Origin of the sequence: Cohnella sp. 56, from assembly GCF_037963805.1 — a bacterium.
In the GTDB taxonomy this organism is placed as follows: Bacteria; Bacillota; Bacilli; order Paenibacillales; family Paenibacillaceae; genus Cohnella.
Map to the genome: position 1 here is coordinate 90,885 of NZ_JAZDQE010000021.1, position 10,085 is coordinate 100,969.

Here is a 10,085-nt window from a genome sequence, read left to right on the forward strand (position 1 = left end):
GCCGCACAGGTAAAGATGCAAATCGGCAGGCTTTTGTACTTGCGGCACACCCCGATGCCCGGTTCGGGCGGAAAAAGCTGCGCATATGCAGGCATTTGCTCCAAAAAGCCAGCCAGGTGCAAAAAAAGATGTATATTTGCAGGTTGCGAGGCTGAACCGCTGCCCCAGCCACTCGCTGCCCCAGCCACTCGCTGCCCCAGCCACTCGCTGCGCCATCCGCACAGGGCGAGCAGAAGCAAATGAGGCTGTCCCAAATAATATCGGGACAGCCTCATTGCTTAGCTCAAGGTTACATCATCGAAGCAGAAGGTTCCGGTTTGCTGCTTGTAGGCATGCAGCACCACTCGGACTTGATTCGAGGCAGCGGTAAAGGTGACCGATCTCGTCTGCGCCGCTGTGCCGTTATAGCCGGCCTCCTTGAGCACGCCGTTATCGTATACCCGCAAGTACCCCCAGGTGCCGCTGCCGGAATTCCACATCCGCGCGGACAGTGTGTACGCCTTGCCGGGCGTTACGTTGACATACTGCTCGACCTCGGCGGTGGCGCTGCTGGTAGGTTTGAGATTCATGCTGCCGCCCGCAATAACTGCGCTGGCGCCGCTCTGGGACAGATTGGTCCAGCCGCCCGCCCCCGAGAAGTCGCCGTTCGTCACGAGGTTCGTCCCCCCGCTCCCGCCCCCGGAGGCGGATGTCGTCACGTTAAGAGTGGAGCTTGCCGCGGACACATTCCCTGCCGCATCTCTGGCCTTCACATAGAAGCTGTAAGCCGTGGACGCCGTCAGTCCGCCGACGGTTGCCGAAGTGGAGGTCACCGTCTGATTCAAGGTGCCGTTCCTGTAAACCTCATAAGCCGTCACGCCTACATTGTCTGTCGCTGCCGTCCAGCTTAACTGGACGCTGCTGGACGTTCTGGACGGCGCGGACAGATTGGACGGCGCGGTCGGCGCTTGCGTATCCGTCATGACGGGGCTGGCCCAGCCTTCGTTCGGATAAGTCTCGGCGAGGTAGCGGTCGCCGGGCTCGTCGAACGGCGTGATCTTCACCCAGTCGACTTCGAAGGTGTCCGTATCGAAGCTGGGCGTCCCGGTCCAGCCGTTCGGGAACCAGGCGCCGAGCCACAGCCGTCCGGCGATATCCGGCACCGTCGTCGTGACCGACCGCAGGAAGACGCCGTCGAGATAAAAGTCGACCCGCTTCGCTTGTCCGTTGCCGCCCGTATGCCACTCGAACCGGTACGTATGGAACTGCCCGTCATTTACATATTTTCCGAGGCTCGTATAACCCGTCGTATACTCCCCTTCGTTCTCGCCCTGCCACGTATTGAACAGCGCCTTGTTAAAATCCATATTGGTATGCGCTGCGCCGGGCCTGCCGGGAATCTCGATATCGATCTCGTGATTGACCGCATAATAATCCCCGTTTCCTTTGTATTGCGGATCGCCCGGCCCCACCTCCTGATAGTGGAACGTCCATACGGCCGAGCAGACGCCAAGCTTCGGCGCGACCTTCATGGAAAATTCGTAGCTGCCCGACCCGTAATAATTTTTGGTGGCGACGGCGGCGCCGACTCTTTTCCCGTCTGCCCTCGTCGTGCCGTCCTTGTTGATCCCTTTAACGGAACCGGTATACTGGTCGCCGTGCGCCTCGAGAATCAGTTTGCCGTTCGATACGCGAACGTTTTCCGGTACGACCCCGCCGTTGGCGTTGGCGCCACCCCACTGCCGCTTGGCCACCAGCCATTTGGAGTTGTCTAGAGCGCTTCCATTAAAATCCTCAAAAAAAACGGGCGTTGTCGCATTTGTCCGAGACGGCGTCGCAAATAATGCCAGCGCAACGGAAAACAACATCGCGCCTGCGATCATGACCGAACAAGCCTTCTTCATCAAATAGCCTCCCTATCGCTCAATGGATTGAAACCGGGCCCGGTTCCTCACCCCATATGCTAGTTCCCGGCATGCAGGACGTACAGCCTCAATTTTATTGATCTGTCGCATATCTGATGTCTACGGAAATGAAAAGTCCCGAGCAACAGATTTGAAACACATCGACAGATCTGTTTCTTTACCGCCCAAAACGGGCCTATCTATAATTTAGGCAATCCCAGGCACACAAAATTGATCGATCAAGGAGGGCGCAACCCTATTTTGAAACAGCTCACGCTCGGAAAAGATCTGAAAAGGCATTATCAGCTTTATTTGCTGGTACTCCCGATGACTTTGTTTTTTATCCTTTTCGTTTACACGCCGATGTACGGCATCACGATCGCCTTCAAGGACTACTCGTTTATCCAGGGCGTATTCGGCAGCCCGTGGGCAGGCTTGGACAACTTCAAGCAAGTGTTCGGCAACATCTTTTTTGTGCGGGCATTGGAGAACACGCTAATCATCAGTCTCGGGAAGATTGTGTTCGGATTCCCGTTCCCGATCATTCTCGCCCTGCTGCTGAACGAGCTCAGAGTCCGGTGGTTTAAGGGACTGTTTCAGAACGTCATGTTTATTCCTTATTTTTTATCCTGGGTCGTTTTTGCCGGCATCATCGAGAATTTGCTGAACGCTTCCGGACTGGTGAACGGAATTATGGCGACCGCCGGCCGGGAACCGATCGGATTTATGGCCGACAGCCATTGGTTTCTGGGGATCGTATTCGTCTCGGACATTATCCGGGGCGCCGGCTGGGAATGCGTCATCTATCTGGCCGCGCTCTCGGCTATCGATCCGAGCTTGTACGAGGCCGCCCAGGTAGATGGCGCGGGCAGGTGGAAGCAGGCGCTGCATATTACCCTCCCGGGCATCATGAACACGGTAGTGGTGCTGCTCATTTTGCGCGTCGGCTACCTGATGTTTGCGGGCTTCGAACAAATTTTCGCCATGTATTCGCCGATCGTCTACGATTCCGCGGACATTTTGGATACGTTCGTCTATCGGATGGGGATCGAGCAAGGCAACTTCAGCTTTGCGGCGGCTGCCGGGCTGTTCCAGGGCATTGTAGGTCTCACTCTGCTGCTCGCGGTCAACAAAATCGCCAAGAAGCTCGGCTCCGCCGGACTATTCTGATGGCGGCGCGCAGATACGCATAAGGGGGAAGACCATGAACAATCGCAGTCCTTGGTATATGCAGGCGGGTATCGTGGCCAGTCTGGCGGTCGTCATCATCCTGCTTTTGTTTCCATTCTATTATGTGCTGACCCTGTCGGTCATGCCCAACGAGAATTATGCGACCAAAGCCTATCATTTGCTGCCCGACGGTTTTTCGCTTGAATACTACAAGCTGATTTTCAGCGACGAGCGTCTGCAGAAGGCGATTAAAATATCCATCTTCGTGACGGTTGTCGGAACCGTGTTGAACGTGCTGGTCACCGCTGCGGGCTCATACGTGCTCACCAAGAGCGAGCTGCGGCTGCATCGGCTGTTGAACTGGATGGTGATTATTCCGCTGTTGTTCGGAGGCGGCATCATCCCGCTGTATATGGTCATTAAAAGTCTGCATCTTACGGGAAGTGTATGGGGGCTGATTGTGCCCTTCTTGTGCAACTCCTTCTATATCATTTTGATGAAAAACTACTTCGCGGGGCTGCCGATCGAGCTTGAGGAGGCGGCATATATAGACGGCGCGAAGGAGATGACCGTATTCCGCCGCATCGTATTTCCATTGTCCAAACCGATTTTGGCGGTTATGACGCTGTTTTACGGCGTCTTTCACTGGAACGAGTTTTTCTGGTCGGGCATCATTGTCAGTCCGGACAAATATCCGATGATGGTGCTGCTGCGCCAGCTCATTCGTCGCGTGGACACTCAGATGCAGGTTCAATTGCCGGGTCTTATTCCAATGTCGCTTACTTCCGCGATTATCGTCGTCATGGTCATCCCGATCGTGCTCATCTCGCCCTTCATCCAGAAGTTTTTCGTCAAAGGCATGGTGCTGGGCGCCGTGAAGTCGTAGACCATCGGGATTCATCATGACGGTTGTAATATAAAAAAACAGAGGAGGATTTTTCATGCGTTTTAAAAGGTGGTCGATTGTCATGGTGGCGGTCATCCTGATCGGCATGCTCGCCGCTTGCGCCGGCAAAAAAAACAACACGGCACCCGCCCAGTCGGGCACGGAGGCGAGCCCAACCCCGGTTGTTGAGGCGTCCGCAGAACCCGTCCCGGTCTCCGTCTTTGCCTATGACAGAACCGATTATAAAGACGATCGGGTGATCCGGGAGATCGAGAAGAAAACCAATACGAAGCTGGACATCCAGCCGGCGGTGCCGTGGGACCCGCAGCAGCTCGATATTATGTCCGCCTCCGGCAACTACAAAGACATCATCACCGGCATCGACAACGATGAGTTTAACCGGACCGGGCAATGGATCAAGCAGGGCGTCCTGGCTCCGATTACGGATGACATGCTGGCCCAGCTCCCCAATCTGAAAAGCCTGCTCACGCAGCCCGAGTTTGCCGACCTGAAGGTGGACGGCAAATATTATTTGGTCCCGATGCGGGATGAGCCGCCGCTGGGCTCCGCAGGGCAATTCGTGTTCCAGATCCGCAAGGACTGGCTCGACCGCTTAAGCCTGCCGGTTCCGACGACGACGGACGCGTTTTTCGACACCCTGATGAAGTTCAAGACCGAAGATCCGGACGGCAATCACAAGGACGATACGTACGGCCTGATCACGAACGGCTTGGACAAGCTCGTGTCCTACAGCGTCGGCTTCTGGGGACTGCCGCACGACGAACGGAGCACCGGCTTCCTGAAGGTCGGCGACCATTACGAATATTGGGCCGTTCAGCCCGAGGTCAAGGAGACGCTGAAGTGGGTCAAGAAACTGTACGACAACAAGCTGATTCATCCCGATACGCTGACGCAGACGAATATTGTGAAGACGCGGCCGGTGTTCGCGGAAGGTCATATCGGCGTCACTGTCGAGAATATGAACTTCGATCAGCTGGTCAACCGCAACAAAGACCTCGGACGCAACGTTCCGGACGGTCAAGTCATTGAGATCGGCGCGCTTCAAGGCAACGACGGCCCCTACGGCTATACGACAGGCAACGGGCATTGGGCGTACACGGCCATCTCGAGCCAAGCCAAGGACCCGATGGCAGCCGCGCGGCTGATCGATTACCTGCTGTCCGACGAAGGCATGCAGTTAAGTCTGGTCGGCATCGAAGGCGTTCACTACACGACGCAGGACGGCAAGTTCCAATGGAACCTGGAGGAGAAAAAGAAAGATCCGGGCTTCAACGAAAATTCCTCCGGACAGTTCTACGAGATGAATTGGGGCATCGTGCGCTGGTCGCCGATGGTCAGCGACTTCTACATTAAAGCCTCGGAGACGACAGTTCCCGAATACGGGACGATCGTGCGGGAGAATCTGGATCGCGTCAATCAGCACTTGATCGAGCCGGCATCGTTCAACGCGATGGATGAAGCGTGGTCCAAGTTTATGGGAACGGGCAAAACCCTTCAGAACGAATTTTTCAACAAGGCGGTCGTCGGCAAAGTCGATATCGATAAAGGCTTCGACGAATTCGTGCGGCAATGGAAAAAAGCGGGCGGAGAGCAGGCCATGCAGTCGATGAGCGACACGATCAAGCGGAGCAAGGGAGAATGACGCTATAATCTGGGCGGGCAGGGGAAGAAGTGGGCTTCTTCCCCTGCTGAGCGTGCTATAATTGCACCTAAGTTCCACGATATCAAGCGATGGGGGATGCCGCCTTGAAGAACACGGCCGCGACTTGCATTGTACTCACAGGCATGTTGCTTCTGCCAGGGTGCGCCTTATGGTCGTCCAATGAGGAATTAACCAAATCCGCCATCGGGAACGCAAGACAAATCAGCATTTACAGCTTCGACAGACAAGATTATGACAGTCACCCGGATCGCGTGCTGGCCGAGATCGAACGCCGGACGGACACCCGGCTTCAGCTTCATTCGGGATATTGGGACGACACCCAGTTCGATGTGATGATGGCTTCCGGCGAATACCCCGATGTCATCACCATCGTAGACAGCGAGAAGACAGGACGCTTCAACAAATGGGTGAGAGAAGGCAAGCTGATCCCCTTTACGAACGAATTGCTGGCGGGACTTCCGCATCTGCAGAAGCTGTTCGCCGACCCCGTGTACCAGGATTTAAAAATCGACGGACAATTTTACGGGCTGCCTTTAAAGGACGAATTCCCCCAGAACAGTCCCGGCCAATACATTATCGCCCTCCGCAAGGATTGGCTGGAGCAGCTTCATCTGAAGGTGCCGGAGACGCTGGAACAGTTCAAGCAGGTGTTGATTGCGTTCAAAACGCAGGATCCGGACCGCAACGGATTGGACGACACGTACGGCCTGATCTCCAACGGCTTGTATTCGATCGTCAGAAATCTGGTCGGGGCTTGGGGAATTCCATCCGATGCGCGGAGTACGGGGTTCCTGAAGGTCGGGGACCGCTACGAATATTGGGCGATTCAGCCGCAGGTCAAGGAAGCGCTCCGCTACGTGCGGGACCTCTACCAGAGCAAGCTGATTCAGCCGGACACGCTGTCGGCCAATACGAACGTACAGGTCAGGCCCAAGTTCATTGAAGGCAAGGTGGGCGTCCTGTTCGACAATATGAACTTTGACGAGCTGATCAAGAAGCAGGAGCAGCTCAAGCGGACAAGTCCCCAGGCCGAAATGATGGAAATCTCCGCCTTGGCCGGACCGGACGGCGACAGAGGGTACAGTGCGGGTTCGGGATTTTGGGGATATACGGTCATTACGAATCAGGCCAAAAATCCGCGCGCCGCGGCCGAGCTGTTCGACTTTTTGCTCTCGGAGGAAGGGCAGGCGCTCACCACGTACGGCATTCCGGACACCCACTTTACGCAGCAAAACGGCAGCATCGCCTTAAATCTCGAGGAGCGCAAAAAAGATATCGGCTTCGGCCAGCAGCCGGGCGTGCAGCACGAATTGAACTGGGGCATCGTCAGCTGGACGCCGCTGACGGCTGCGTCGTATTTGCAGTTCCGGGATTTGACACGACCGGGCTTCTCGGACATCGTGAAGGAAAACCTGGAGCGGGTGAACCGTTATCTGATCGCCCCCGCGTCGTACAATATCGCCACACCGAAGTGGATCTCCTTCAAGAGCAACTCCGACGAACTGTATCAGGACTACTTCAATCGCATCGTTATGGGAGAGCTTGATGTCGATCGCGGCTTTGATACCTTTGTGAAAAAATGGGAAGAGTCCGGGGGCCAGGATGCGATGCGCGAGATGAGCGACGCGATCAAGCAATCCAAGGCCGCAGCCGGTTAATGGTGGTCGGGCGTATGCAAAAAGGGAGACTCGTTTTCGTAAAACAGATGATACGCAGCCGTTTGCCGCTTTATTTTTCCATCCTGATTTTAACGATCATCATCTTGCTGATCATACCGCTTTATTTGACCTACACGGAAAAGCTGAAAACGCAGATCACCGAGATGAACCTGTCTCTGCTGTCCCAAGTGCAAACCAATCAGGACGGCTTCTTGCAGGAAATAGACCGGTCCTCGATCAAGCTGTCCGAGGATGTCAATTTGAAGCGGTTTATATTTCTCGAGAAAAACGGGCTGTTCGGCAGCGAAGAGGATTATCAGCTGTTTCTTAAAAAAATATATGACGTCATTCGCAACGAGGAAAAAATATTCGCGAATTTGACGAGCATTTCTCTGTATGTGCATCAGACGGAAAAAATCGTTACGGACGATGCCGTAGTGGATGTTAAGCAATTTGCGGATCGCGCGTTTATCGAATCGGTGGTGGGGGAATCGGCCAGCGATCGCTGGAGCGGCAAAAGAAAAACGAATATTTTTCAAGTCAGCGGTTACCCCGTCGAAAAAGACGTGATTACCTTTCACAGTCATATTTCCAACGACGGTCTCGTCAACGATGCGACTTTGTTTTTTAATGTGCGCCTCGAATACATGCAGCAGCGTTTTCAGCAATTTCATAGCGATTATCCGCTGACTATGATGATATTGGATCAGAACGGCGAATCCATTTTTCATGTCAGTAAAAATATGACCCTGCCGGACGCGCTGCTCGACCAGATTACGCACGGCAAATCGGCGGACCCTCATTATGTGATCTCCAAGATTTCCTCCAACTACAACAACTGGACTTATCTGGTCGTCATTCCAAAGTCATGGCTGTTCTCTCCGATGAAATTCATCAGCCAGATGACATTGATATTAACGGTCGTCGTGCTGATGTTCGGACTGCTCGTCTCGCTTTATTTGTCCCGCAAGTTTTTTAAGCCGTTCGAGGCGGTGCTGTCGCGCTGGAAGCGGTCGCTGTCCGGGGAAGCCAGCGCGGAGCCGCCCGGCGATACGCTGTATGAGGCCGTTCAGCGGCTCGTGAGCGATACGGAGCTGTACGGAAAGGTGCTTGAGGACAACCGCAGCATGATCAAAAACCGGATGCTGCTGGATTTGCTCAAGCATAACAGATGGCCCGATTCCGGCCTGTTTGCGCTAAATATCAAGCGCGATCGGCGTCATTATCAGGTATGCCAATGGCAGTTGGACGACACGGAGGCGCTCGACGAGCATGACATCGGGCTCATCCTGTTCGCGGCCATCAATATCGTACAAGAAACCGTCCAGCACTGCGGTTACGACTATGAGGTCGCGCTCGTTGACGATCGTTCGTTTGCGGTTCTGCTGTCGGACGATCACGAGGAGACGGGGACCGAGCTGCCGAAGGCCGTTGCGGACATCCAGCACAATTTGCAAAGCTACCTGAAATACAGCTGGACCGTCGGCATCGGCAAGCGCTACGATTCCGACCGCAAAATATATATTTCCTACAAGGAATCGTGCACCTCCGTTCTTCACCGGATATACAGGGGGAAGGGCAGCGTGATCAAGTTCCAGGACTTGAATATAATGGAGCAGATGCCCCTGCAGATGGACGAGTGGGTGAAGTTTAAAGAAGATATCATAGCGGCGGTGAAGGAACGGAAAGCGGGGGAGATGCGGCAGGCGGTCGACCGGCTGTGCGAATGGCTGGGACAGCTGCGGCAGACGAACCTGAACCTGGTCCACTTTATTTTCCATTCCTTGCTGTTCGATCTGGAGAAAATCATATACGACCTGAACATCGACCGCAAAATCGTCTTCTCGCAGGAGCAGTCTTTTCTGTCGTTAATCGACGCGAATCAAACGATCGTGGAAAGCCGGCAGCTGCTCATCCAAAATTGCGAGAAGCTGATCGAGCATCTTTCCTCCAAAACGAACAGTGTCAAAGCTTCTTTTATTACCTCGGTCGTCCAGTACATTCAGCTTTATTTTTACCAGGAGCAAATCACGCTGGAAAATACGGCGGAGCGGTTCGGCATGAATCCGTCTTACCTTGGGCAGCTGCTGAAAAAGCAAATCAACAAAACCTTTCTCCAGCTGCTGAGCGAAGCCAGAATCGAAAAGGCCAAGGAGCTGCTGGCCGATACGGAAATCAATGTCCAGGAGGTGGGCCGGCGGGTCGGCTACCCCAGCCGCTCGACCTTCATCCGCGTGTTCAAAAGCCAGGTCGGCGTCGTGCCGAGCGATTATCGCAATCAGCTGATCTTGAAAAGTAAATCTTCGGGCGAATAATCGGGTTCATGTCGTTCCCTCCTGACCCGGGTGGCGGCGATTCTTGGACAGGGAGGCGTGATTGCGGCGTGCGCGGCGGGGCATTACGGTAGTTTGCCGGCGGCGCCAAAACCTGCATTTATACATGTTTTTTGTGCCGATCAACGGTACCTGATGCAATGCCTGCAAATACGGCTAGGCCCCCTAAAATTGGAGTCATGCCCCACAATGATACCAATCTCACACCATAGCTCATTATTTCGTGGGATTACACTGTTCGGTAGAAAGCCGAAGCATCTTCCAACGTCTTGACCCACGCCGAAAATGCTGTTGGCGGCATGTACTTTAAGCTGCCGTGCATCTTGCGGTTGTTGTAAAAGTCGATGAATCGGTCGAGTGCTTCATAAGCTTCCTCGAGCGTCGTGAATTCGTGAATGCGAAACAGCTTCAGCTCAAGTATGCTGTGAAACGATTCAATGTAGGCATTCATATTCGGCGTTCGTGGCGGGA

General features: G+C 54.3%; 7 protein-coding genes. 5 read left to right on the top strand and 2 right to left on the bottom strand.

Annotated elements, in window-relative coordinates; all coding sequences use genetic code 11:
* Positions 1-278: 278 nt before the first annotated feature.
* The gene (locus VQ071_RS26180; protein WP_340517397.1) at positions 279-1,883 is read right to left on the bottom strand and encodes a fibronectin type III domain-containing protein; all 1,605 of its coding nucleotides are present in this window, start codon (positions 1,881-1,883) and stop codon (positions 279-281) included.
* A gap of 261 nt (positions 1,884-2,144) precedes the next feature.
* Between VQ071_RS26180 and VQ071_RS26185 the strand changes: the two genes are divergently transcribed.
* From VQ071_RS26185 to VQ071_RS26205, 5 genes are all read left to right on the top strand, one after another.
* Complete coding sequence (locus VQ071_RS26185) at positions 2,145-3,053, top strand: ABC transporter permease (RefSeq protein WP_340517398.1); 909 nt, start codon at positions 2,145-2,147, stop codon at positions 3,051-3,053.
* Positions 3,054-3,087: 34 nt separating this feature from the next.
* Positions 3,088-3,939, top strand: coding sequence for a carbohydrate ABC transporter permease (locus VQ071_RS26190; RefSeq protein ID WP_340517400.1), 852 nt, complete (start codon positions 3,088-3,090; stop codon positions 3,937-3,939).
* Positions 3,940-3,994: 55 nt separating this feature from the next.
* Positions 3,995-5,602: an extracellular solute-binding protein gene (locus VQ071_RS26195; protein WP_340517402.1), complete on the top strand. Its 1,608-nt coding sequence runs from the start codon at positions 3,995-3,997 to the stop codon at positions 5,600-5,602.
* A gap of 104 nt (positions 5,603-5,706) precedes the next feature.
* Positions 5,707-7,281, top strand: a complete 1,575-nt coding sequence (locus VQ071_RS26200; RefSeq protein ID WP_340517404.1) for an extracellular solute-binding protein — start codon at positions 5,707-5,709, stop codon at positions 7,279-7,281.
* A 14-nt stretch (positions 7,282-7,295) separates the two neighbouring features.
* Complete coding sequence (locus VQ071_RS26205; RefSeq protein WP_340517406.1) at positions 7,296-9,596, top strand: helix-turn-helix domain-containing protein; 2,301 nt, start codon at positions 7,296-7,298, stop codon at positions 9,594-9,596.
* Positions 9,597-9,843: 247 nt separating this feature from the next.
* Here the strand turns inward: VQ071_RS26205 and VQ071_RS26210 are convergent.
* Positions 9,844-10,085, bottom strand: a 242-nt coding sequence (locus tag VQ071_RS26210) for an integrase core domain-containing protein (RefSeq protein WP_340517408.1), incomplete at its 5' end; no start/stop codon positions are given.